General features: G+C 57.1%; 23 protein-coding genes and 5 tRNA genes. 20 read left to right on the forward strand and 8 right to left on the reverse strand.

The window, feature by feature from the left end; translation table 11 throughout:
• Positions 1–236 precede the first annotated feature (236 nt).
• The 4 genes from mltB to JLG71_RS06015 all read left to right on the forward strand — a co-directional run bounded on the left by mltB (position 237) and on the right by JLG71_RS06015 (position 3,974).
• Complete coding sequence (gene mltB, locus JLG71_RS06000) at positions 237–1,313, forward strand: lytic murein transglycosylase B (RefSeq protein WP_009651581.1); 1,077 nt, start codon at positions 237–239, stop codon at positions 1,311–1,313.
• 203 nt (positions 1,314–1,516) lie between these two features.
• Positions 1,517–2,227 (forward strand): metal ABC transporter ATP-binding protein, encoded by a 711-nt coding sequence (locus JLG71_RS06005; RefSeq protein ID WP_162557671.1) that lies wholly within the window; start codon positions 1,517–1,519, stop codon positions 2,225–2,227.
• Positions 2,224–3,087 (forward strand): metal ABC transporter permease, encoded by an 864-nt coding sequence (locus tag JLG71_RS06010; protein ID WP_014226515.1) that lies wholly within the window; start codon positions 2,224–2,226, stop codon positions 3,085–3,087. Before JLG71_RS06005 ends, JLG71_RS06010 begins: the two co-directional genes overlap by 4 nt.
• Positions 3,088–3,095: 8 nt before the next feature.
• The gene (locus tag JLG71_RS06015) at positions 3,096–3,974 is read left to right on the forward strand and encodes a metal ABC transporter substrate-binding protein (RefSeq protein ID WP_014226514.1); all 879 of its coding nucleotides are present in this window, start codon (positions 3,096–3,098) and stop codon (positions 3,972–3,974) included.
• A gap of 36 nt (positions 3,975–4,010) precedes the next feature.
• On the opposite strand, the gene JLG71_RS06020 is transcribed toward JLG71_RS06015, so the two are convergent.
• Positions 4,011–4,238, reverse strand: coding sequence for a hypothetical protein (locus JLG71_RS06020; RefSeq protein ID WP_025107287.1), 228 nt, complete (start codon positions 4,236–4,238; stop codon positions 4,011–4,013).
• A gap of 204 nt (positions 4,239–4,442) precedes the next feature.
• Here JLG71_RS06020 and pncC point away from each other — a divergent pair, with 204 nt between their 5' ends.
• The 16 genes from pncC to JLG71_RS06100 all read left to right on the forward strand — a co-directional run bounded on the left by pncC (position 4,443) and on the right by JLG71_RS06100 (position 15,887).
• Entirely contained in the window at positions 4,443–4,940 is a 498-nt protein-coding gene (gene pncC / locus JLG71_RS06025) for a nicotinamide-nucleotide amidase (RefSeq protein WP_014226512.1), read from the forward strand.
• An 80-nt stretch (positions 4,941–5,020) separates the two neighbouring features.
• The gene (gene recA, locus JLG71_RS06030) at positions 5,021–6,079 is read left to right on the forward strand and encodes a recombinase RecA (RefSeq protein WP_004104808.1); all 1,059 of its coding nucleotides are present in this window, start codon (positions 5,021–5,023) and stop codon (positions 6,077–6,079) included.
• 71 nt (positions 6,080–6,150) lie between these two features.
• On the forward strand, positions 6,151–6,651 hold the full coding sequence (gene recX, locus JLG71_RS06035) for a recombination regulator RecX (RefSeq protein WP_161506264.1): 501 nt from the start codon (positions 6,151–6,153) through the stop codon (positions 6,649–6,651).
• A 130-nt stretch (positions 6,652–6,781) separates the two neighbouring features.
• Positions 6,782–9,409, forward strand: coding sequence for an alanine--tRNA ligase (gene alaS / locus JLG71_RS06040; RefSeq protein WP_025107288.1), 2,628 nt, complete (start codon positions 6,782–6,784; stop codon positions 9,407–9,409).
• A gap of 238 nt (positions 9,410–9,647) precedes the next feature.
• Positions 9,648–9,833, forward strand: coding sequence for a carbon storage regulator CsrA (gene csrA / locus JLG71_RS06045; protein ID WP_000906486.1), 186 nt, complete (start codon positions 9,648–9,650; stop codon positions 9,831–9,833).
• 323 nt (positions 9,834–10,156) lie between these two features.
• Positions 10,157–10,249: transfer RNA gene (locus tag JLG71_RS06050), tRNA-Ser, on the forward strand.
• Positions 10,250–10,253: 4 nt separating this feature from the next.
• Positions 10,254–10,330 (forward strand) — tRNA-Arg (locus JLG71_RS06055).
• 194 nt (positions 10,331–10,524) lie between these two features.
• Positions 10,525–10,601 (forward strand) — tRNA-Arg (locus JLG71_RS06060).
• Between the two features lie 192 nt (positions 10,602–10,793).
• Positions 10,794–10,870, forward strand: a tRNA-Arg gene (locus tag JLG71_RS06065).
• A 192-nt stretch (positions 10,871–11,062) separates the two neighbouring features.
• Positions 11,063–11,139 (forward strand) — tRNA-Arg (locus tag JLG71_RS06070).
• Positions 11,140–11,327: 188 nt separating this feature from the next.
• A complete protein-coding gene (locus JLG71_RS06075; RefSeq protein ID WP_004853477.1) occupies positions 11,328–11,642 on the forward strand; it encodes a BON domain-containing protein in 315 nt (104 codons plus the stop codon).
• A 127-nt stretch (positions 11,643–11,769) separates the two neighbouring features.
• Complete coding sequence (gene yqaB, locus JLG71_RS06080; RefSeq protein WP_161506265.1) at positions 11,770–12,336, forward strand: fructose-1-phosphate/6-phosphogluconate phosphatase; 567 nt, start codon at positions 11,770–11,772, stop codon at positions 12,334–12,336.
• Positions 12,333–12,761, forward strand: a complete 429-nt coding sequence (locus JLG71_RS06085) for a YqaA family protein (RefSeq protein WP_025107289.1) — start codon at positions 12,333–12,335, stop codon at positions 12,759–12,761. Before yqaB ends, JLG71_RS06085 begins: the two co-directional genes overlap by 4 nt.
• Before the next feature lie 66 nt (positions 12,762–12,827).
• On the forward strand, positions 12,828–14,384 hold the full coding sequence (gene gshA / locus JLG71_RS06090; protein ID WP_025107290.1) for a glutamate--cysteine ligase: 1,557 nt from the start codon (positions 12,828–12,830) through the stop codon (positions 14,382–14,384).
• Between the two features lie 165 nt (positions 14,385–14,549).
• A complete protein-coding gene (luxS, locus tag JLG71_RS06095; RefSeq protein ID WP_004104795.1) occupies positions 14,550–15,065 on the forward strand; it encodes an S-ribosylhomocysteine lyase in 516 nt (171 codons plus the stop codon).
• Between the two features lie 54 nt (positions 15,066–15,119).
• Positions 15,120–15,887 carry an AraC family transcriptional regulator gene (locus JLG71_RS06100; RefSeq protein ID WP_014839297.1) on the forward strand — a complete coding sequence of 256 codons (768 nt, stop codon included), beginning with the start codon at positions 15,120–15,122 and terminating at the stop codon, positions 15,885–15,887.
• Here JLG71_RS06100 and leuA read toward each other — a convergent pair.
• From leuA to proX, 7 genes are all read right to left on the reverse strand, one after another.
• A complete protein-coding gene (gene leuA / locus JLG71_RS06105) occupies positions 15,866–17,542 on the reverse strand; it encodes a 2-isopropylmalate synthase (protein WP_049098799.1) in 1,677 nt (558 codons plus the stop codon). The genes JLG71_RS06100 and leuA overlap by 22 nt on opposite strands.
• A 144-nt stretch (positions 17,543–17,686) precedes the next feature.
• Complete coding sequence (gene emrB, locus JLG71_RS06110; protein ID WP_004123984.1) at positions 17,687–19,225, reverse strand: multidrug efflux MFS transporter permease subunit EmrB; 1,539 nt, start codon at positions 19,223–19,225, stop codon at positions 17,687–17,689.
• A 15-nt stretch (positions 19,226–19,240) separates the two neighbouring features.
• On the reverse strand, positions 19,241–20,413 hold the full coding sequence (gene emrA / locus JLG71_RS06115; RefSeq protein WP_004853464.1) for a multidrug efflux MFS transporter periplasmic adaptor subunit EmrA: 1,173 nt from the start codon (positions 20,411–20,413) through the stop codon (positions 19,241–19,243).
• A gap of 132 nt (positions 20,414–20,545) precedes the next feature.
• Complete coding sequence (gene mprA / locus JLG71_RS06120; RefSeq protein ID WP_004104785.1) at positions 20,546–21,076, reverse strand: transcriptional repressor MprA; 531 nt, start codon at positions 21,074–21,076, stop codon at positions 20,546–20,548.
• Positions 21,077–21,167: 91 nt separating this feature from the next.
• Positions 21,168–21,503: an L-valine transporter subunit YgaH gene (ygaH, locus tag JLG71_RS06125; RefSeq protein ID WP_014226502.1), complete on the reverse strand. Its 336-nt coding sequence runs from the start codon at positions 21,501–21,503 to the stop codon at positions 21,168–21,170.
• Positions 21,493–22,239, reverse strand: a complete 747-nt coding sequence (locus JLG71_RS06130) for an AzlC family ABC transporter permease (protein ID WP_014226501.1) — start codon at positions 22,237–22,239, stop codon at positions 21,493–21,495. The genes ygaH and JLG71_RS06130 overlap by 11 nt, the downstream gene beginning before the upstream one ends.
• Positions 22,240–22,517: 278 nt before the next feature.
• Positions 22,518–23,513 carry a glycine betaine/L-proline ABC transporter substrate-binding protein ProX gene (gene proX / locus JLG71_RS06135; protein WP_014226500.1) on the reverse strand — a complete coding sequence of 332 codons (996 nt, stop codon included), beginning with the start codon at positions 23,511–23,513 and terminating at the stop codon, positions 22,518–22,520.
• Positions 23,514–23,541: the final 28 nt, after the last annotated feature.

Consider the following 23,541-nt stretch of genomic DNA (forward strand, 5'->3'; position numbering starts at 1 on the left):
TCTTGCTAACTGGCAGCTAATTTTAATCATTTTAAAAGGTTTAAAATTGTTATATTGATCGCAAAATGAAAGATAAATATTTTATTTTGAAAGATTGTGACTGGAGTGAACGAAGGATCCGGCGGGGCGAGAGGAAAAAGGGCGATAAAAAAGAATTTACATTGCCGCCGCTTCCTTGTGAGCGGGCGCATGCTTTACCATAATTACCCCTTGCCGATTTGTTAAATGGATGTCCCATGTTGAAGCGTCGTTCCCTGGCTTTACTCCCCCTGTGCGTTCTCCTCGCTGCCTGCAGCAGCAAACCTCAAACTCCTGCGGAAAAGGAAATGGCGGGCGGCACGGGCGGTTTTTTACTCGAGCCACAGCATAACGTGATGGAGATGAGCGGCGATTTCGCCAATAACCCGGCGGCGGAACAGTTCATTGATAAAATGGTGAGCAAGCACGGCTTCGACCGACAGCAGCTGCATCAAATTCTCTCGCAGGCCAAACGCCTGGACTATGTGCTGCGTCTGATGGACCGTCAGGCGCCCACCGGGCTGCCGCCGTCAGGGCCAAACGGCGCCTGGCTGCGCTACAAAAAGCAGTTTATTACCCCGGATAACGTGCAGAACGGTGTGGCGTTCTGGAACCAGTATCAGGATGCGCTCAACCGCGCGTACCAGGTATACGGCGTGCCGCCGGAGATTATCGTCGGGATTATTGGCGTCGAGACCCGCTGGGGGCGGGTGATGGGGAAAACCCGCATCCTTGATGCGCTGGCGACGCTGTCGTTTAACTATCCGCGCCGCGCCGAGTACTTCTCCAGCGAGCTGGAAACGTTCCTGCTGATGGCGCGCAGCGAACAGGACGACCCGCTCGATCTGAAAGGCTCCTTCGCCGGCGCGATGGGCTACGGTCAGTTTATGCCCTCTTCTTACAGGCAGTACGCGGTGGACTTTAACGGCGACGGGCATATCAACCTGTGGGATCCGGTCGATGCGATTGGCAGCGTGGCGAATTACTTCAAGCAGCACGGCTGGGTGAGCGGCGATCTGGTGGCGGTACAGGCGCTGGGCCAGGCGCCTGGGCTGAACAATGGGTTCAAAACCAAATACAGCGTCTCGCAGCTGGCGGCGGCGGGACTTACCCCGACTCAGCCGCTGGGTAACCATCAGCAGGCGAGCCTGCTGCGTCTGGATATCGGCACAGGCTACCAGTACTGGTACGGTCTGCCGAACTTCTACACCATTACCCGCTATAACCACAGCACCCATTACGCGATGGCCGTCTGGCAGCTCGGTCTGGCGGTTTCTCAGGCCCGGATGCAGTAACCCCATCTTCTGTGCTCCTCTCCGTCCGGAGAGGAGTCTGTAACATTTTGCAGCATTTCCTTTTGTTGACGCCAATTTACATTCCGCGCTTCTTTTAATATTGTTATGTTATAACGTTTTATTGAGGCGTAAACATTGACTTCCTTATTGATGACTTCAGGCATCGCCCGGCTGGCGATGGCCGGCGTGCTGCTGGCCGCCCTGTGGCTGGCAACCTGGTGGGCGGTATCGCTGCCATGATAGAGCTCGATCATCTGGTGGCTGGCTATGAAGGGCTGGCGATCGCGCCGTCCCTTAGCGGCACGATTGCAACGGGGAGTATGACGGCTATCGTCGGCCTGAACGGCTGCGGGAAATCGACGCTGTTAAAGACGCTGGCCGGATTTATCCCGCCGGTCAGCGGCCGCCTGCACTGGCGCGACGGACGGCCGGTTATCGGCTGGCTGGCGCAGCGGCATGCGCTGGAGTCGCAGTTTCCGCTCACGGTGCAGGATGTCGTCAGCCAGGGGGCCTGGCCGCAGGTATCGTTGCTGCGCGGGCTCGGGGGGGAGGTGCGCCAGCGTATCGTCGCGGCCATAGCGCGGGTGGGGCTGCTAGCGATGGCGAAAACGCCGATTGAGGCGCTCTCCGGCGGCCAGTTTCAGCGCATGCTCTTCGCGAGGGTGATGGTGCAGCGCGCGCCGCTGGTGATGCTCGACGAACCGTTTACCGGCATCGACGAAGCCACCTGCCGTGAGCTGATGGCGCTGATCCTGGAAATGCATCAGCAGGGGCAGACGATTCTGGCGGTGCTGCACGATAACCAGCGGGTCGCCGACTATTTCCCGGAAACGATGCTGCTGACGCCGCAGCGCGCCCGCTGGGGCAGTACGCCTGATGTGCTGCCCGCCTTTCACTCCGCGAGGCTGGCATGATCTGGCACACCTTCATTCAGCCCTTTATCGAGTTTGGCTTTATGCGCCGCGCGCTGGTGGTGTGCCTGGCACTCTCGCTGAGCACGACCATGCTCGGCGTCTTCCTACTTTTACGCCGCATGAGCCTGATGGGCGATGCGCTCTCGCATGCGATTTTGCCCGGCGTGGCGGTGGGCTACCTGCTTAACGGGATGTCGCTGCTGGCGATGACCGTCGGGGGTTTTATTGCCGGCATTGCGGTGGCGCTGGTGGCGGGGTGGGTCAGCCGACGCACGCTTTTAAAAGAGGATGCCAGCTTTGCCGGATTTTATCTCGGCTCCCTGGCGCTGGGCGTCACGCTGGTCTCGCTGCGCGGCTCTAACGTCGACCTGCTGCATCTGCTGTTCGGCTCGATTCTGGCGGTAGACCGCGATTCGGCGCTGTTTGTGACCGGCGTTGCCAGCCTGACGCTGATTTGCATCGCCCTGTTTTATCGCGGCCTGGTCAGCGAAGCCTTCGACAGCGTCTGGCTTCAGGTGAACGCGCGAAGAGTGCCTGCGCTGCTGCACGGCCTGTTCCTCGCCCTGCTGGTGCTCAATCTGGTGGCCGGGTTTCAGGTGCTCGGCACGCTGATGGCGGTGGGGGTCATGATGCTGCCCGCGGTCGCGGCGCGCTGCTGGGCGCGGACGCTGCCGGGCATTCTGCTGCTGGCGGCTCTGATGGGCGGTTTTTGCGCGTGGATGGGGCTGAGCCTGTCGTGGGCGGCGAATTTGCCTGCCGGACCCGCCATTGTGCTGACCGCCAGCGGCCTCTTTTTTGTATCGGTGTTTTTTGGCTCGCGCAGCCGGCTGGTTGTCGGCTGGCGTAAATTAATGGGGTAAGGACAATGATGAAACGTACCGGGATATGGCTGGCGCTGGCGCTGGGTCTGGCATCGCACGGGGTGATGGCGAAAACGCTAAACGTGGTGAGCAGTTTTTCCGTGTTGGGCGATATGGTGCAGCAGATTGGCGGCGAACATGTGCATGTGGATACGCTAGTGGGGCCGGACGGCGATCCGCATACCTTCGAACCCTCGCCGAAAGACAGCGCGCTGCTGAACAACGCCGATGTGGTGGTGGTCAACGGCCTGGGGCTGGAGGGCTGGCTGGACCGGCTGATTAAAGCATCCGGGTTCAAAGGCGAGCTGGTGGTGGCTTCCCGCGGAGTCAAAACCCACACGCTTGAAGAAGATGGCGCAACGGTAACCGATCCGCATGCGTGGAACAGCGCCGCGAACGGTGCGCTGTACGCGCAGAATATCCTCAACGGCCTGGTGAAAGCCGACCCGGAAGATAAGTTGGCGCTGGAGGCTTCCGGCAAACGCTATATCAGCCAGCTTAACGAGATCGATCGCTGGGCTAAAAGCCAGTTCACCGCCATTCCACAGGCAAAGCGTAAGGTTCTGACCAGCCATGATGCTTTCGGCTATTTTGGCCGCGCCTATGGCGTGACCTTCCTCGCGCCACAGGGGCTATCTTCGGAAAGTGAGGCCAGCGCGGCGCAGGTGGCGGCATTAATTCGACAAATTAAAGCCGACGAGGTGCATACCTGGTTTATGGAAAATCAGCTGGATCCAAGACTGGTTAAACAGATTGCCAGCGCGACGGGCGCGCAGCCGGGAGGAGAGCTCTACCCTGAAGCCCTCTCTCAACCGGGCGGCGTGGCGGACAGCTACGTGAAAATGCTGCGTCACAACGTGGAGCTGATCGCGGCGAGTATGAAATAAATAAAAACCGGCCCGCGATGGGCCGGTTATCCGCCGCTATGGTTCTGCGAGTATCTGCTTGATTTTCTTGTTCAATGTGAATCCACTGGCAATACAGCCCACGCCCAGCAGGATCTGTACGCCTTCGAACAGCGGGTTGAATGAGCGGGTGAAAATATGCAGTAGCGCGGTTAGCAGCGAAACTGTGCCGCATACAAACAGGCACAGGCGCACCTGGCGAATTTTTTTCACGTTCTGCTCTGAGGTAAGCGTTGCTTTGGCCATTCCTGGTAACCTCTCATTTAACTCTTCCTTATATGTGCGGTGAATTGTGACACCGGCGCCCCCGGGCGGCTATCCGAAAATGCAGCGTTGGCTATAGCCGATGTTTTTCGCCAGCCGACTCGTAAATTCGTTACCTCGTCCCCATATCTTCGTTGAAAGTGCTATCTTTGATGGCCTCTTTGTACAGCTTACGTGGGGCGACGAATGACAGATTCGGAATTAATGCAGCTGAGCGAGCAGGTGGGGATGGCGCTGAAAGCGCGCGGTGCGACGGTGACCACGGCGGAGTCCTGCACCGGCGGCTGGGTCGCCAAAACCCTTACCGATATCGCCGGCAGTTCGGCATGGTTTGAGCGCGGTTTCGTCACTTACAGCAATGAAGCGAAATCGCAGATGATTGGCGTCAGCGAAGCGACGCTGCTTAGCCATGGAGCGGTGAGTGAACCGGTGGTGGTGGAGATGGCCATCGGCGCGCTGCGTGCGGCTCGCGCGGACTATGCCATTTCGGTCAGCGGCATCGCCGGGCCGGACGGCGGCAGCGCGGAAAAGCCGGTGGGAACCGTCTGGTTTGGCGTGGCCAGCGCCAGCGGACAGGGCGTAACCCGGCGCGAATGCTTTGCCGGAGACCGCGAGTCGGTACGCCGCCAGGCCACGGCCTACGCGCTAAATCTCCTCTGGCAACAATTTCTACAAAATACTTGATACTGTATGACTATACAGTATAATTGCTTCAACAGAACAGAATTCACTACCCGGTTACACCCGGCATGAGAGGAGTAATAATGGCTATCGACGAAAACAAACAGAAAGCGTTGGCGGCAGCACTGGGCCAGATCGAAAAACAATTCGGTAAAGGCTCCATCATGCGCCTGGGTGAAGACCGTTCCATGGATGTGGAAACTATCTCCACCGGCTCGCTTTCCCTTGATATCGCCCTGGGCGCAGGCGGCCTGCCGATGGGCCGTATCGTCGAGATCTACGGGCCTGAATCTTCCGGTAAAACCACGCTGACGCTGCAGGTTATCGCCGCCGCGCAGCGCGAAGGCAAAACCTGTGCGTTTATCGATGCGGAACACGCGCTGGACCCGGTTTACGCACGCAAGCTGGGCGTCGATATCGACAACCTGCTGTGCTCCCAGCCGGATACCGGCGAACAGGCTCTGGAAATCTGTGACGCGCTGGCGCGTTCCGGTGCGGTAGACGTTATCGTCGTTGACTCCGTTGCGGCGCTGACGCCGAAAGCGGAAATCGAAGGCGAAATCGGCGACTCTCACATGGGCCTCGCGGCGCGTATGATGAGCCAGGCGATGCGTAAACTGGCGGGCAACCTGAAGCAGTCCAACACCCTGCTCATCTTCATCAACCAGATTCGTATGAAAATTGGCGTGATGTTCGGTAACCCGGAAACCACCACCGGCGGTAACGCGCTGAAGTTCTACGCCTCCGTGCGTCTGGATATCCGTCGTATCGGTGCGGTGAAAGAGGGCGACAACGTTGTCGGCAGCGAAACCCGCGTTAAAGTGGTGAAAAACAAAATCGCCGCGCCGTTTAAACAGGCTGAATTCCAGATCCTCTACGGCGAAGGGATTAACTTCTTCGGTGAGCTGGTCGATCTCGGCGTGAAAGAGAAGCTGATTGAGAAAGCCGGCGCATGGTACAGCTATAACGGTGATAAAATCGGTCAGGGTAAAGCGAACGCCATCTCCTGGCTGAAAGAGAACCCGGCTGCGGCAAAAGAGATCGAGAAGAAAGTTCGTGAACTGCTGCTGAGCAATCAGGACTCCACGCCGGACTTCGCGGTTGATGGCAACAGCGAAGCGGAAACCGAACAAGATTTCTGATATCGTCTGAACAGACTAACAAGGGGCCGCTTATGCGGCCCTTTTGCTTTTTTTGATTAGCGAGGCTGACCGTGACTGAAACTTCATCCCGCCGCTCTGACTACGCCAGGCTGCTGGATCGCGCGATTCGCATTCTGGCAATGCGCGACCACAGCGAACAGGAGCTAAGGCGAAAACTGGCTGCACCGGTCATGAGCAAAAACGGCCCTGAAGCGTTAGATGTGACGCCGGAAGAGGTCGATAAAGTCGTTGAATGGTGCATTGAGAACCGCTATCTGGACGACGAACGCTTTGTCCGTCAGTTCATTGCCAGCCGCAGCCGCAAGGGGTACGGCCCGGCGCGCGTCCGCCAGGAGCTAAAGCAGAAGGGGATCTCCCGCGAGACGACAGAGGCAGCCATGCGCGAGTGCGAAATCGACTGGGCGCGGCTTGCCAAAGAGCAGGCGCAGCGAAAATATGGCGAACCCCTGCCCAGAGTATTTGCAGAAAAAGTCAAAATTCAGCGCTTTTTGCTCTACCGCGGCTATCTGATGGAGGATATTCAGGAAATCTGGCGAAATTTTGCAGATTGACCCATCCGGGATTTTACTTCCCCGTGAAGAAAACTTATCTTATTCCCACTTTATTTTCGTGAGTAGCCTGCCGGTCGATACTGGGTAGTGGCTGCCAGCGACATTTCGTTAGCTTGATTTCAGGATAATTATGAGCAAGAGCACCGCTGAGATCCGTCAGGCGTTTCTCGACTTTTTCCATAGTAAAGGACATCAGGTAGTTGCGAGCAGCTCCCTGGTGCCGCATAACGACCCGACCCTGCTGTTTACCAACGCCGGGATGAACCAGTTCAAGGATGTTTTCCTTGGTCTCGACAAACGTAATTATTCGCGCGCGACCACCGCGCAGCGTTGCGTTCGTGCGGGTGGTAAGCACAACGATCTGGAAAACGTCGGCTACACCGCGCGTCACCACACCTTCTTTGAAATGCTGGGTAACTTCAGCTTCGGCGATTACTTCAAGCAGGATGCCATCAAATACGCATGGGAACTGCTGACCGGTGAAAACTGGTTCGCCCTGCCGAAAGAAAAACTGTGGGTGACCGTCTACGAAACCGACGATGAAGCGTTCGATATCTGGGCAAATGAAGTTGGCGTACCGCGCGAGCGTATTATCCGCATCGGCGACAACAAAGGCGCGCCGTTTGCTTCCGATAACTTCTGGCAGATGGGTGACACCGGGCCGTGCGGTCCATGCACCGAAATCTTCTTCGACCATGGCGACCATATCTGGGGCGGCCCTCCGGGAACGCCGGAAGAAGACGGCGATCGCTATATTGAGATCTGGAATATCGTCTTCATGCAGTTCAATCGTCAGGCTGACGGAACCATGGAGCCGCTGCCGAAGCCGTCCGTAGATACCGGTATGGGCCTCGAGCGTATTGCCGCCGTGCTGCAGCACGTCAACTCCAACTACGATATCGACCTGTTCCGCGATCTGATTAAGAGCGTGGCGAAGGTTACCGGCGCGACCGATCTCTCGAACAAGTCGCTGCGCGTTATCGCTGACCACATTCGTTCCTGCGCGTTCCTGATTGCCGATGGCGTTATCCCGTCGAATGAAAACCGCGGCTACGTGCTGCGCCGCATCATTCGTCGCGCAATTCGCCATGGCAACATGCTGGGCGCGAAGGAGACCTTCTTCTGGAAACTGGTTGCCCCGCTGATTGACGTGATGGGTTCCGCCGGCGAAGAGCTGAAACAGCAGCAGGCTCAGGTTGAGCAGGTGCTGAAGACCGAAGAAGAGCAGTTTGCCCGTACGCTGGAGCGCGGACTGGCGCTGCTGGATGAAGAGCTGGCTAAACTGCAGGGCGACACGCTGGACGGCGAAACCGCTTTCCGCCTGTACGACACCTACGGCTTCCCGGTTGACCTGACCGCGGACGTTTGCCGCGAACGCAACATCAAGGTTGACGAAGCCGGCTTTGAAGCCGCGATGGAAGAGCAGCGCCGTCGCGCGCGCGAATCCAGCGGCTTTGGCGCGGACTACAATGCGATGATCCGCGTCGACGGCGCCTCTGAGTTTAAAGGCTATGACAGCCTGGAACTGAATGGCAAAGTCACCGCGCTGTTTATCGATGGTAAAGCGGTTGACGCGGTGAACGCCGGTCAGGAAGCGGTTGTTATCCTCGACCAGACGCCGTTCTACGCCGAATCCGGCGGCCAGGTGGGTGACAAAGGAGAACTGAAGGGCGTCGGTTTCTCCTTCCAGGTCAGCGACGCGCAGAAGTACGGTCAGGCAATTGGCCATATTGGTAAACTGACCAGCGGTTCGCTCAAAGTCGGCGACGCCGTGCAGGCCGATGTCGATCAGGCTCGCCGCCAGCGTATCCGCCTGAACCACTCCGCGACGCACCTGATGCACGCGGCGCTGCGCCAGGTTCTCGGTACGCACGTTGCGCAGAAAGGCTCTCTGGTCAACGACAAAGCATTGCGCTTCGACTTCTCGCATTTTGAAGCGATGAAGCCGGAGGAGATCCGTGCGGTAGAAGATCTGGTGAACGCGCAAATTCGTCGCAACCTGCCGATCGAAACCAATATCATGGATATTGACGCTGCGCGTGAATCCGGCGCGATGGCGCTGTTTGGCGAGAAATATGACGATCGCGTTCGCGTGCTGAGCATGGGCGATTTTTCCACCGAGCTGTGCGGCGGTACGCATGCCTCGCGCACCGGTGATATCGGCCTGTTCCGCATTACCTCTGAATCCGGTACCGCCGCGGGCGTGCGCCGTATCGAAGCGGTGACCGGGGAAGGCGCGATGGCGATGCTGCACGCGCAGAGCGATCTGCTGGGCGATATTGCACAGCTGCTGAAAGGGGATACCCACAGCCTTGGTGACAAAGTCCGCGCCGCGTTAGAACGCAGCCGTCAGCTGGAAAAAGAGCTGCAGCAGCTGAAAGAGCAGGCTGCCGTGCAGGAGAGCGCAAATCTCTCCAGCAAAGCGGAAGAGATTAACGGCGTTAAGCTGCTGGTCAGCGAGCTGGCCGGCGTTGAGCCGAAAATGCTGCGTACTATGGTTGACGATCTGAAAAATCAGCTGGGTTCAACGATTGTCGTGTTGGCCACGGTCGCAGAAGGTAAGGTTTCTCTGATTGCAGGTGTGTCTAAGGATGTGACAGACCGCGTGAAAGCCGGGGAACTGATTGGTATGGTCGCCCAGCAGGTGGGCGGTAAAGGGGGCGGTCGTCCGGATATGGCGCAAGCCGGCGGTACCGATGCGTCTGCTCTCCCTGCTGCGTTAGCCAGTGTGAAAGGCTGGGTAAGCGCAAAACTGTAATAACTATAATTGCATAGATGCTGTGATTCTCGGATTACAGCATCTTGCGCGAGAAGCACTGATAACGATAAAGTCGGGTTGAAGTTGTGTATATCGGCTAAACTTAGGTTTAACAGAATGTGATGCCGTGACTGCTTACACCGTAGGGTGTTTGTCATCGCTTACTTTTTGGCGTTATATGATGGATAATGCCGGGATACGAGAGACCCGACTCTTTTAATCTTTCAAGGAGCAAAGAATGCTGATTCTGACTCGTCGAGTTGGTGAGACCCTCATGATTGGAGATGAGGTCACTGTGACAGTTTTAGGGGTGAAGGGTAACCAGGTACGTATTGGCGTTAATGCCCCTAAAGAAGTCTCCGTGCATCGTGAAGAGATCTACCAGCGTATCCAGGCTGAAAAATCCCAGCAGTCCAGTTACTAAGGTTTTCGCGCCTCGCTATTTTGTGAGGCGCCTCCTTCCACCCGCCGTTTTTGCCAATTTTCCTCTCCGATAGCCTCTCATTTTTGTCTCTTTCTCCGCATCCGCGACAGTTATCTTTTGCGTTAGCCGCGGCGTAATCAGCAATTTCTTGTTGATAAAATACTCTTTTTGCCGTTTTCACAGGCTAATTGCGCGGGAAGTGTGCAAACGAAAAAAAGGTCTCGAAAAAAGGTTTGACTTATAAGTACCAGAAAGTAATATGTGCGCCATCGCAGCGACGAAGAGCAGAAACAAGTTCTTCGAAGCACTCGTAAGAGGCGTGTGGTGAGGTGGCCGAGAGGCTGAAGGCGCTCCCCTGCTAAGGGAGTATGCGGTCAAAAGCTGCATCCGGGGTTCGAATCCCCGCCTCACCGCCATTTTGCATCCGTAGCTCAGCTGGATAGAGTACTCGGCTACGAACCGAGCGGTCGGAGGTTCGAATCCTCCCGGATGCACCATATTCTCCACACCTTCAGCAACGAAGGTGTGAATGAGGTGGCGGTATTAGCCGCAAGCACCAGGGAGGATAACGTTGCTTTAGCAACGGCCCGAAGGGCGAGCCGCAAGGCGAGTCATCCTCCCGGATGCACCATCTTACTTGATACAGCTTTAGCAGCAGTATCAAAATCTGCAGTAAAGTAAGTTTCCCGATGCATCCGTAGCTCAGCTGGATAGAGTACTCGGCTACGAACCGAGCGGTCGGAGGTTCGAATCCTCCCGGATGCACCATCTTCTCCGAGATAGCAGCTACGCTGTTGTTTCACGGTCTGCGAGATAATCGCCAGCACCGGGGAGGATAACGTTGCTTCAGCAACGGCCCGAAGGGCGAACCGAGTGAGTCATCCTCCCGGATGCACCATCTCTTACTTGATACGGCTTTAGCAGCAGTATCAATATCGGCAGTAAAGCAAGTTTCCCGATGCATCCGTAGCTCAGCTGGATAGAGTACTCGGCTACGAACCGAGCGGTCGGAGGTTCGAATCCTCCCGGATGCACCATCTTCTCCAGGATAGCAGCGACGCTGTTGTTTCACGGTCTGCGAAATAATCGCCAGCGCCGGGGAGGATAACGTTGCTTCAGCAACGGCCCGAAGGGCGAACCGAGTGAGTCATCCTCCCGGATGCATCATCTCTTACTTGATACGGCTTTAGCAGCGGTATCAATATCGGCAGTAAAGCAAGTTTCCCGATGCATCCGTAGCTCAGCTGGATAGAGTACTCGGCTACGAACCGAGCGGTCGGAGGTTCGAATCCTCCCGGATGCACCATCTTCTCCGAGATAGCAGCCACGCTGTTGTTTCACGGCCAGCCACTCTCCTTGCCTCAAAACCCCTTAAGCGCAATCATTCACCTTATTCTTCAGCACTTTTTTCATTGGCAACTCCCTCTTTCCACTATAATTTATTCCTGTATATCGATCTGATTTTGGGTGAGATAAGTGCAAGGAGAGAAATCCATGAAATGGTTCAAAGCAATATCTGCGTTTTGCGCGACGCTTCTGGTCGCCGTATCGCTGGCGGGCTGCGCAGGTTCGTCCACAAAGGAAAGTACTGGTGGGTACATTGACGATACCGTCGTGACCACCAAAGTCAAAACCGCGCTCTTCAATGATAAAGAGATTAAGTCTTCGGAAATTAGCGTCCAGACCTTTAAAGGTCGTGTACAGCTGAGCGGCTTTGTCTCATCCGCCGAAAGCGCTAAACGTGCGGTAGAAGTGACGCGAAAAGTGCAGGGCGTTCGCGTGGTGGAGAACGATTTAAGAATCAAATAAACGCATCAGATTGCATCTGTATCGACAAGGGCGCCTTCGAGCGCCCTTGTCGCATCTGCCGCTGGCAGCGACAAACCTGACCTTTTGCGTTACAGTAAGACCTCCTTAACCGGTTGGTGAGAAGACGATGTACGAACGTTATGCAGGACTGATTTTTGATATGGATGGCACGATCCTCGATACCGAGCCGACGCATCGTAAGGCATGGAACGAGGTTCTCGGACGTTACGGTATGCGTTTTGATATGCAGGCTATGGTCGCGCTTAACGGCTCTCCAACCTGGCGGATTGCTCAGGCCATTATCGAATTAAACCAGGCTGATTTAGATCCTCACCTTCTGGCGCGGGAAAAGACGGACGCGGTGAAAACGATGCTGCTTGATAGCGTCCGTCCTCTGCCGCTGATTGAAGTGGTTAAAGAGTGGCACGGTCGTCGTCCGATGTCAGTCGGTACCGGCAGCGAGAGCGCCGTTGCTGAAGCGCTGCTGGCCCATCTGGGCCTGCGTCACTACTTCTCGGCGGTGGTTGCCGCCGATCATGTCGCCAACCATAAACCCGCTCCTGATACTTTCTTACTCTGCGCTGAGCGCATGGGCGTTGCGGCGGAAAAATGCGTGGTCTTTGAAGATGCGGACTTCGGTCTGCAGGCGGCGAAGCGCGCCGGAATGGATGCCGTGGACGTGCGATTGTTGTGAGCGACGCGCTGTCGCTGATATCGCTGTTTGCCAGCAGCTTTTTAAGCGCCACGCTGCTTCCCGGTAACTCGGAAGTGGTGTTGATCGCCATGCTTCTGGCGGGAGTGAGTCAGCCGTGGTTACTGGTTTTAATAGCAATAATCGGTAATAGCCTTGGAGGGGTAACTAACGTTATTCTGGGGCGCCTGTTTCCGCTGCGCAAGACATCGCGCTGGCAGGAGAAGGCGACCGGCTGGCTGAGACGTTACGGCGCGGTCACGCTATTATTAAGCTGGGCGCCTGTTATAGGCGATTTGCTGTGTTTACTGGCGGGATGGATGCGCATTTCCTGGGGACCAGTGCTCTTTTTTTTATGCCTTGGCAAAGCATTACGCTATATCGTCATTGCGGCGATAACGCTTCAGGGCATGACGTGGTGGCACTAATTGGACTGACGGTTCAACCATTACAATTATGCTAATTCAAACGATTTCGACAGGCGGGAGGTCAAATTGATCCCGGACGTATCACAGGCGCTGGCCTGGCTGGAAAAAAATCCGCAGGCGCTGCAGGGTATTCAACGTGGTCTTGAACGCGAAACGCTGCGCGTCAACGCTGACGGCACGCTGGCCACTACCGGTCATCCGCAGGCACTGGGTTCAGCGCTGACTCATAAATGGATTACCACCGATTTTGCCGAAGCTTTGCTGGAATTTATTACGCCGGTTGATGGCGATATCCAGCATATGCTCACCCTCATGCGCGATGTTCATCGCTATACCGCACGCCATATTGGCGACGAGCGGATGTGGCCGCTGAGCATGCCTTGCTATATCGCGCCCGGCCAGGATATTGAACTGGCGCAGTACGGTACCTCTAATATCGGCCGCCTGAAAACGCTGTATCGCGAAGGGCTGAAAAATCGCTACGGCGCGCTGATGCAAACCATCTCCGGCGTGCACTATAACTTCTCGCTGCCGATGGCTTTCTGGCAGGCTAAGTGCGGCGTTGAGGATGCTGAAAGCGGTAAAGAGGCGATTTCCGCGGGCTATTTCCGCTCCATTCGCAACTATTACCGTTTTGGTTGGGTGATTCCATACCTGTTCGGCGCCTCTCCGGCGATCTGCTCATCGTTCCTGCAGGGCAAACCGACGGCGCTGCCGTTTGAGAAAGCCGGCAACGGCATGTACTACCTGCCGTATGCGACCTCGTTGCGTCTGAGCGATCTGGGCTATACCAATAAATCGCAAAGCAATCTCGGAATTACGTTTAACGATCTCTACGAGTATGTGGCAGGATTGAAGCGGGCGATTAAAACGCCTTCCGAAGAGTATGAAAATATCGGGCTGGAGAAAGACGGTAAGCGTCTGCAAATCAACAGCAACGTGCTGCAGATCGAAAACGAGCTGTACGCGCCGATTCGCCCGAAACGCGTGACCCGCAGCGGCGAAACGCCTTCCGACGCGCTGCTGCGCGGCGGTATTGAGTACATTGAAGTTCGCTCCCTGGATATCAATCCGTTCTCACCGATTGGCGTTGATGAGCAGCAGGTGCGTTTCCTCGATCTGTTTATGGTCTGGTGCGTGCTGGCCGATGCGCCGGAGATGAGCAGCGACGAGCTGCTGTGCACGCGCACCAACTGGAATCGGGTGATTCTGGAAGGCCGTAAGCCGGGCCTGACGCTGGGTATTGGCTGCGAAACCGCTCAGTTCCCGCTGGCTCAGGTCGGCAAAGATCTGTTCCGCGATTTACGCCGCGTGGCGCAAACGCTGGATAGCATCCACGGATGCCAGGCCTATCAGCAGGTCTGCGATGAGCTGGTCGCCTGCTTCGATAACCCGGAATTAACCTTCTCGGCGCGCATTCTGCGTTCTATGCTTGAAGAGGGGATTGGCGGTACCGGCAGAGAGCTGGCCGATCGGTATCGGACGATGCTGCGCGAAGAGCCGCTGGAAATTTTAAGCGAAGCGGATTTTGTCGCCGAGCGTGAAGCATCGGTACAGCGTCAGAAGAAGGTGGAGGCGGCGGATAGCGAGCCGTTTGAAGCGCTACTGGCGAGGCACGCGTAGTTTTACGAGCCGTAAAAAAGAAAACGGCCACATCACTGTGGCCAAACTTTCATCTCTGATTCAGGGATGATGATGATAATAAATGCGCGTCTTTCATATACTCAGACTCGCGGCCTCAAAAAGAGTTCATTTTATTTTAAAAAAAATCACTATCGGAGGTGAAGAATGCCGTTGTTAGATAGTTTCACAGTCGACCATACCCGAATGGAAGCGCCTGCGGTGCGTGTCGCGAAGAAAATGAACACGCCTCACGGCGATGAAATCACCGTTTTCGATCTGCGATTCTGCGTGCCAAACCAGGAAGTGATGCCGGAAAGAGGCATTCACACCCTTGAGCACCTGTTTGCCGGCTTCATGCGCGATCACCTGAACGGCAATGGTGTGGAAATTATCGACATCTCTCCGATGGGCTGCCGCACCGGGTTCTATATGAGCCTGATCGGTACGCCGGACGAGCAGCGCGTCGCGGATGCCTGGAAAGCGGCGATGGCCGACGTGCTGAAGGTGAAAGATCAGAATCAGATCCCGGAGCTGAACGTTTATCAGTGCGGAACCTACACCATGCACTCGCTGGAGGAAGCTCAGGAAATCGCTCGCCATATTATTGAGCGCGATGTCCGCGTCAACAGCAACGATGAGCTGGCGCTGCCGAAAGAAAAACTGCAAGAACTGCACATCTAGTGCTTCTGCCACGGCCCGGCGAACCGCGTCGGGCCGCTACTCCCTGACGCCGCGATGTCGACGACTTTAACCTTCAATTTTCAACACCGTTCGCTGGTGCCTTTTGCCCATGATTACGCCCATGGCGATAGCGAACCCTGGCATCAGCACGATTGCGCCCAGCTGCTGCATATCCTCAGCGGCGTGGTGCGGGTGGAAACCGCACAGGGTTATTGGGTTGTGCCGCCGGGGCGTGGCGTCTGGCTGCCCGCCGGTACGCCGCATACCCTACGGGTGACCGGCGTCGCGGCCGCGCGAACCCTGTTTATCGATCCCCTTGCCCGGGCCGATCTCCCCTCATCCTGCCAGATAGTCCAGGTGACTCCGCTGCTGCGTGAACTGATCGTCGCGTCGCTGACGCTGGCGGAATCCTACGCGCCGGGCAGCCGCGATGAACGCATTTACGAACTGATCCTCGATGAAATTCGCGGCATGGCAGTGCTGCCGTTTGGCCTGCCGGAGCCGCAAAGCGAAGCGCTGCGCCGTTTATGCCAGAAGGTAAGAGAAGCGCCCGGCGAACCCTGGAGCAGCGCCGAGGCGGCGAAGGAGAGCAGCATGAGCGAGCGCACGCTGAATCGTCATTTTCAGCAGCAGACCTCGCTCACCTGGAGCGAGTGGGTGCGCCGGGCGAAGCTGATGGAAGCGCTGGTTCGCCTGGCACAGGGGCATTCGGTACTGCGGGTGGCGCTGGATCTCGGCTACGGCAGCCATAGCGCTTTTAGCGCCATGTTTCGCCGGGTGATAGGCGTTGCCCCCAGCGACTACTTCCGCTCGCCGGCGTAATGGCCTGCGCTCATCGCATTGCACAACGCCTGCAGCGAGGCGCGCGCCACGTCGCTATCAATTCCTACCCCCCAGCGGCTGTCGCCATTCGGGAAGACGCAGCGAATATAGGCCACTGAACGGCTGTCGCTACGTTCGCCGAGGGTGTGTTCATGATAATCTTTAATCACGATGTGTTGGTTTAACAGGCCGCTCAGCCCGCTGGCGGCGGCGGACAGCAGGCCGTTGCCGCGGCTCTGCAGTCGTCGCGTTTCACCGGCGATGCGCAGGGTCGCCTGCAGAGAAAGCTGGCCGTCCTGCTGGCTATCGCTTTGGTAATCCAGCAGCGCAAGCGGCGGCTGGGGCAGAAGTCCGTAGCGGGCGCGAAACAGCTGCCACAGCGCGTTCTGGGTCATCTCTTTACCATGCGTATCGGTTTCGTGCTGAACGTGCAGGCTAAAATCCTGCTGCAGCGCGCGCGGCAGCTTCAGGCCATGATTCTGCTCAATCAGCCACGCGCTGCCGCTTTTACCGGACTGGCTGTTGACGCGGATCACCGCCTCGTAGCTACAGCCGATATCCTGCGGGTCGATGGGCAGATAGGGCATTTCCCAGCGATCGCCGGGCCGGCGGGCATCGAACCCTTTTTTGATCGCATCCTGATGCGAGCCGGAAAAGGCGGTATAGGCGAGGCTTCCCGCCCACGGGTGGCGCGGATGAACCGGGATCTGGTTGCAGCTTTCGACAATTTCGACCACCCGGTTCATCTCGGAGAAGCTGAGCCGGGGATCGACGCCCTGGCTGTAGAGATTCATCGCCAGCGTCACCAGACAGACGTTACCGGTGCGTTCGCCGTTGCCGAACAGGCAGCCTTCGACGCGGTCGGCGCCGGCCATCACCGCCAGCTCCGCGCTGGCGACGCCGGTTCCCCGGTCGTTATGCGGATGGACGCTGATGCACACATCGGCGCGGCGCGAGAAGTGACGACAAAAATACTCAATTTGATCGGCATAAACGTTAGGCGTGCTCACTTCTACCGTCGCGGGCAGATTGATAATCATCGGCCGTTCGGCGCAGGGCTGCCAGATTTCCGCCACCGCTTCGCAAATCTCCAGCGCGAATTCCGGCTCGGTGAAGCAGAAGGTTTCCGGGGAATACTCGTATTGCCAGCGGGTCTGCGGCTGCTGTTCGCACTGCTGGCGGATAAGCCGGGTGGCGCGGGTCGCCAGCTCGACCACCTGCGCTTTGTTCATTCCAAAAACCAGCTCGCGGAACAGCGGAGCGGTGGCGTTATAGAGGTGAACGGTGGCGCGGTGGGCATCGCGCAGCGATTCGAAGGTCCTGAGGATTAAATCTTCCCGCGCCTGGGTCAGCACCTGAATCGTCACATCCTGCGGGATACGCCGTTCTTCAATCAGTTGACGCACAAAGTTGAAATCGGTTTGCGAAGCCGAGGGAAATGCCACCTCGATCTCTTTAAATCCGCACTCCAGCAGCAAGTCCCAGAACTGCAGCTTGCGCGCGCTGTCCATCGGCTCGGCCAGCGCCTGGTTGCCGTCGCGCAGGTCAGTGGAGAGCCAGCGGGGGGCGCGGGCTATTTTTTGCTCCGGCCAGCGGCGGTCGGGCAGGGCAATCGGCGGATAGGAACGGTATTTTTCACCGGGTTGAGTCAGCATGATTTTCTCCTTCTTAGCGGATCTTCATCGTGCATGACAAGGCGAAAAGGCATCTCCAGCGAACTGGACATCAACTAGCGTAAACCGGACAACCTGCGTGTTGGGCAATAAAAAAGGGATCCGCAGATCCCTTCAGGTCAAACCTTAGTGCGCGCCGCCGCCGCCGCCCCCGGCGCTAAACGGCGGCCTGGCAAACCACACCAACCCGAGCAGTAGGATAAATATCGCCGCCGAGAACCAGAAAATTTCGTTGGCGGAGATAATCAGCCCCTGGTTGGTTATCTGCTGCGCTATCCAGCCGGACGCCTGCTGTTGCGTCATCCCTAATCCCTGCAGCTGATCGTACATCTGCTGGGCGTTGGGATTATACGGCGTCACCGATTCGGTAAGCTGAGCATGGTGCAGCGCCTCGCGGTTCGTCCACATGGTGGTGGTAATCGAGGTGCCGATGGAGCCCGCCAGGGTACGCGTGAAGTTCGACAGGCTCGATGCCGCCGCCAGCCGTTCCGGCGGCAGGCCGGACAGCGTAATGGTTGTCAGCGGCATAAAGAAGCAGGCCACCGCGAAGCCCTGGATAAACTGCGGCCACGCCGAGGCGCCGAAGTCCATACCCGGTTCGAAGGTCCACGCGCGCCAGTAGAAACAGACCGCGTACATAATAAAGCTGAAGGTGACCAGCCGACGCATATCCAGCTTATGCGCGAAGCGGCCGATAATCGGCGACAGGATAACCGGGATCACCCCGACCGGCGCCGAGGCCAGACCGGCCCAGGTGGCGGTATAGCCGTATACCTCCTGCAGTAGCTGCGGCAACAGCACGATAGCGCCGAAGTAGAGCATATAGGCGAGGCTGATACACAGGCAGCCGATGGTGAAGTTTCGCGACTTAAAGAGCGACAGGTCGACTATCGGGTTGTCGTCGGTTAGCTCCCAGACGATCAGGAAGCTTATCGCCACCACCGCGACAATGGTCAGGATGATGATCTCGTTTGAGGCGAACCAGTCCAGCTCTTTACCCCGGTCGAGCATCACCTGCAGGCTACCGATACCAATAATAAGCAGCGCCAGGCCAACGCCGTCAATCCGCCGCTGCTCGGTGCGGGTTTCGCGGTTGCGCAGGGTCTGTAGCGTCATGACCACCACGGCGATGCCAATCGGCACGTTGATAAAGAAGATCCAGCCCCAGTGGTAGTTGTCGCTGATATAGCCGCCGAGGATGGGGCCGCAAATCGGCGCGACGATCACCGTCATTGACCACAGCGCCAGGGCGATAGAGCGCTTGGCGGGCGGATAGTTGCTGAGCAGCAGACTTTGCGACAGCGGGATCAGCGGACCGGCGACGATCCCCTGAATCACGCGGAAGAAAATCAGCATCGTCAGGCTGTTTGACATGCCGCAGGCCCAGGAGGCGATGGCGAACGCCACCGTCGACCAGAGGAACAGCTTCACTTCACCTACGCGTTTTGCCAGCCAGCCGGTAATCGGAATGGAGATAGCGTTCGCCACCCCAAACGAGGTGATAACCCAGGTCCCCTGGCTCAACGATGAGCCAAGGTTACCGGCGATGGTGGGGATGGCCACGTTGGCGATGGTGGAGTCCAGCACCTGCATAAAGGTCGCGAGCGACAGCGCAATGGTCATAATGACCAGCTGCGCGCCTTCCAGCGGTTTTTGCTGTTGCATTACGCTCACCCCGAATTATCCGGCGTTGGCCTGGATGATGTCGTTTATCAGCTTATTGACCGGCTCAAGGCCGATTTCGCGGGCATTACTTTCGTAAACCGGAGAGCTGCGCACCTGGCTTGCCAGCATCTCGCCGCCGCGGTCGGTGGTGTTCACCTCAACCAGGGTCGAAAGGCCGATGCGCAGCGGGTGCTCTGCCAGCTGTTTTTCATCGAGCTCGATACGTACCGGCAGGCGCTGAACCACTTTGATCCAGTTGCCGGTGGCGTTCTGCGCGGGCAGCAGCGAGAAGGCGCTACCGGTGCCCATATCGAGGCCGACCACTTTACCGGTGTATTTCACATCGTCACCGTAAATATCGCTGATCACGGTGGCCGGTTGACCGATACGCATGTGCGCCAGCTGGGTTTCTTTAAAGTTGGCGTCAATCCACAGGTTGGTCGCCGGCACGACGGCCATCAGCGGGGTGGTGCTGCTGATTTGCGCGCCGGGCTGTACGGAGCGACGAGAAACGTAGCCGCTAATCGGGCTGACGATTTTCGTCCGCTGCAGGGCCAGCCAGGCGTTACGCACTTCGGTGGCCGCTTGCAGCACCGCAGGCTGCTGTTCCAGCTTCGTGCCCAGAACGATCGCCTGATTGGCGTTGTATTGCTGAATCGCCACGTCCAGTTCGGCCTGCGCGCTGGCAACCGTGTCGCGCGCGTGCTGCAGCTCTTCGCGGCCAATCAGGTTGGCGGCCCCCAGCGGAATACGACGGTTAAGGTCGGTCTGCGCCTGGGAAAGCGCGGTTTTTTTCACGTCGATGCTGGCCTGCAGCTGCTTGCTGTTGATCATCTGCTGGCGCGTTTGACGTACGCTGGCGGCCAGCTGGGTTTGCGCTTTTTCAAACGCCTGCTGGGCATCGGTCTGATCGAGGGTGACCAGCGGATCGCCTTTTTGCACGTAGTCGGTGTTGTCGGCCCAGACTTTCGTCACGCTGCCGGACACCTGCGCCATAATTTGTACCTGATTCCCTGCCACGTACGCGTCGTCGGTCTCTTCGAAGTGACGCAGTACCAAAAACCAATAAATCCCGTATGCCACGGCAACAATAATAAAGAGCAAGGTCAGCAGCAAGAGGGCGCCTTTACGTTTCCCTTTTTTGCTGCCCGGTTGCTGCGGGGTTTGGCTCTCCGCATTTGCGCTCATGTTATTCTCCACGATCTTATTATTTCACATCGGCTGAGCCGACCTGTTTATCAGAAAGGCCAGCAGAAGATCTGCTGGCCTGTCCGTTTTCCTTGTCAATCCAGAAAAATTGTTGAGCGGTTGGTTCCGCGCTTAGCGCAGAGACTCCGCAAGCACGCCATCCTCTTCCATTTGGTCAAGGCGACCAAGCAGCTTACGGGTGATGTGCTCGAGCTGATCTTTTTCGCTGGTGCTTAAAGAAGACCAGAGTTGATGCAGGCAGTTGTGCTGCGGGGGTAACACTTCGCGCAGGAACTGATGCCCCTTTTCGGTAAGCTGTAAATGCAGGCAGCGACGATCGTTATCGCTTTCGCGGCGCTCAATCCAGCCGCGTTTTTCCAGCTCGTCGGCAATGCGCGTGGCGTTGGTACGCGAAGAGCCCAGCGCGCAGCTCAGCTCGGAAGGCTGAATGCTGTGGTTTTCCTGAGACTCGAGCGTGATCAGCGCCATAAACAATGTCTCGTTAATCCCTTGCGCTTTCAGCATCTTGTTGCGGTTTTCCAGCAATTTTCCCTGCATATGCATGCAAAGACGGGTGAGCAGAATCTCCTGAAAAGGAAAGTCTTCGTGACGGCTGGCGCGGAACTTGAGCATTTGCTCAATGGGAGTAAACGAACTATCCATTTTGGTTATGACCTCATTAATTACAGTCGATATAATAACTATTGTGACAAATAAATCAAATGAATTATTGACAGAAATTGATACTTTAAGCTTATAGCCATGTGCCGATTTTCCAGACAACACCGTAGGTTAGGGCGCTTAATAGTGTAGGCAAAATAATGCTGCGCGTTTTCCAGAAAGCCAGGCCCAGCACGGCGAAGCCAGCCAGCGTGGGCAGCAGGCGGCGGGCATCGTGGAGAATTTCCGGTACGCTGGAGACCACCAGCAGCGCGCAAATAGAGGCGATGCCGATGGTGTCCAGCAGCACGCTGACCGGCCCGCGACGCGTCGGACGCGCGTTCCCGGCGCGCAGGCGCAGCGGCAGATAGCGGAACAGATAATTTACGCAGCCGACCACGAGGCCGATAATTAAAACATCACTGTTCATCGGGCATCCCCTCAATGCTGGCCTGCACCAGCGCGGTCAGACAGCCGCAGACGATCCCGGCAAGGATGGCGGCGGGAATGGAAAACAGGATGATCCCCCCCAGCGCCCCTGCCAGCGCGGCGGTTACGCTAAGCGACTGCTTGCGCTGGAAAGAAGCCAGCAAAAAGCTCATAAACAGCGCGGGAAGCATAAAGCCCAGCGCCGCTTCCACCGCCGGAAAGTCGGTCAGCAGGCCGCTGCCCGAATAAGCGCCGATCAGCGTACCGAAGACCCATGACGCCCAGGACATCAAAGCGATACCGATCATCCAGTTTTCGCTCCAGCGTCGATTGTCGCGTACCAGTTTAGCAGTGGCGGCGGCAAAGACCTCATCGGTCAGGCCGAATGCCCATACCGCGGTTTTTTTCTTGCTCAGCGCGCGCTGGATGCGGCTGCGCAGGGAAGGGCCGTAGAGAACGTGGCGAACGTCCATTGCCATGACGGTGAGCGCGGCGACCCACAGCGAGCTTCCCGCCGCCAGCATCGCGGTGATCACGAACTGGCTGGCGCCCGCGTAAATAATGCAGGAGAAGAACAGACTTTCCAGCGGAGTGAAGCCGAGCTTAGTGGCGTTGAGGCCGAAGGCGAAGGCCACGGGAATATAGCTGATGACGATCGGCAGGCTATCTTTCAGGCCTTCAGCCAGCGTGGCCGCGTCAGCGGGAGGAGAGTGCGTCAATGCGTCAGGATTTTCCATAGGAATTGCTTATTAATAACTCACGTGAAAATCACATGATTAAACAGGTGGATTTACCTTAGCAGAGAGCGGTGTGGCTTAACAGTAACGAAAACGTTGATGGCTAAAGTTATGCAGTTTATTTGCATATCAATCCATCATTTAGAACAGGAGATGTCGTGTTGTGCAGGATGCAGTCTTCCCCGGGGGCGGCGCAAAGCGCCTTGCCCGGGCTACGGCTTTTGTAGCCCGGGCAGATGCGTAGCATCGCCTCCGGGAATTGGCTATAAAGTGGGAGATTATTTCTGCGCGGCCAGCGCTTCGTTCACCCAGCCGTCAAACTGCTGCTGGTGGGCTTTGATCCAGCCGTCGACGTGGCCTTGGATATCTGCTTCTGAACCATGTCCCTCGTGCATCATGGCATTCTCGGCGTTGATGTCGGCAATCGGCAGCTTCATGATGCTAAACAGCTTCGCCGCCGCCGGGTTTTTCTCGGCCCAGGCCTTATTGGCGACGATATGCATGGTGCTGACCGGGAAGCCGTAGTTGGCGCCATTAGAGAGCTTCGTGTCGATGTTTTTTTGCACACCCGGCAGGGAGGAGAATGGCACCTGCAGCCAGACGACGTCTTTACCCGGCTTCAGCACATCGCTGACCCAGTAAGGTGTCCAGGTGTAGTAGATGACCGGCTTGCCCTCTTTATAACGGGCAATGGTGTCGGCCATCATGGCGGCATAGTTACCCTGATTGTGGGTGACGGTATTATTCAGGCCATAGGCATCAAGCTGATGGTTGATCACCGCTTCACAGCCCCAGCCCGGGGTGCAGCCGGTCAGGTCGGCTTTGCCGTCGCCGTTGGTGTCAAACAGTTTGGCGATTTTCGGGTCTTTTAACTGATCGATAGATTTAATGTGGTACTGCTCGGCCGTTTTCTTATCAATCAGATAGCCCTGCGCCGCGCCGTTCACAAACACGCCTTCGCGATAGAACTTTTTATCCCCTCCGGCGGCAGCGTACATATCGTCGTGCAGGGGCTGCCAGTTGACGGCGGTAAAAGTGGCGTCGCCGGAGGCGAGCGAAGTATAGCCAACGTTGTAATCCACTTCGCTCGGCTTATCGACGGTATAACCGAGTTTCTCCAGCGCGCGGCTGACCAGCAGGGTCTGGAAGGTCTCTTCCGAAATGGTGCTCTGAATCGGCTTAACGGTAATGCCTTTGCCAGGCAGATCCGCCGCGAAGGCGGTGGTGGAAATGAGGGCGGTTAACGCTGTGGCAAGGATCGCTGTATGTCGCATCGTTGTTCCTTTTACTTATCAGAAGGGA

This window comes from Klebsiella michiganensis (genome assembly GCF_015139575.1).
Classification (GTDB): Bacteria; Pseudomonadota; Gammaproteobacteria; order Enterobacterales; family Enterobacteriaceae; genus Klebsiella; species Klebsiella michiganensis.